Origin of the sequence: Microbacterium maritypicum MF109, from assembly GCF_000455825.1 — a bacterium.
GTDB lineage: Bacteria > Actinomycetota > Actinomycetes > Actinomycetales > Microbacteriaceae > Microbacterium > Microbacterium maritypicum_A.
The window spans coordinates 1-321 of sequence record NZ_ATAO01000097.1; the positions used below are offsets into that span (position 1 = coordinate 1).

The 321-nt window shown below is 67.3% G+C and carries 1 protein-coding gene; it reads right to left on the reverse strand.

All coding sequences use genetic code 11. The features are described 5' to 3' along the window. Nucleotides 1-248 (reverse strand): hypothetical protein (locus tag L687_RS26195; RefSeq protein WP_040569622.1); only part of this gene is annotated, 248 nt, incomplete at its 3' end. Between the last annotated feature and the right edge of the window lie 73 nt (nucleotides 249-321).

Consider the following 321-nt stretch of genomic DNA (forward strand, 5'->3'; position numbering starts at 1 on the left):
GTCTGCACGCCGGTGAGCACCGAGTTCGACGGACACTCCGTCGGCGCGACGAGGTCTTTGTCGGATCCGACCGTGGCCGCTTCCGTGGAGGGTCCGAGATACAGCTGGGCGGCATCGCCCGGAGCCGCCGTGGCGGGCGACGCGGGCACGATCAGTGCGGTGAGCACGAGCGTCAGCAGTGCGGCGACGGCCCAGGGCTTGCGACGGTCACGGCTCGTACGACCATGATGAGTGGCTGGATTCCGCATGGGGTCGCCCTCCGTTTTCTCAGCGTCACCGGAAGCTGAGACTTTGCTCACAGTAGCCGACGAATCCCCTGGG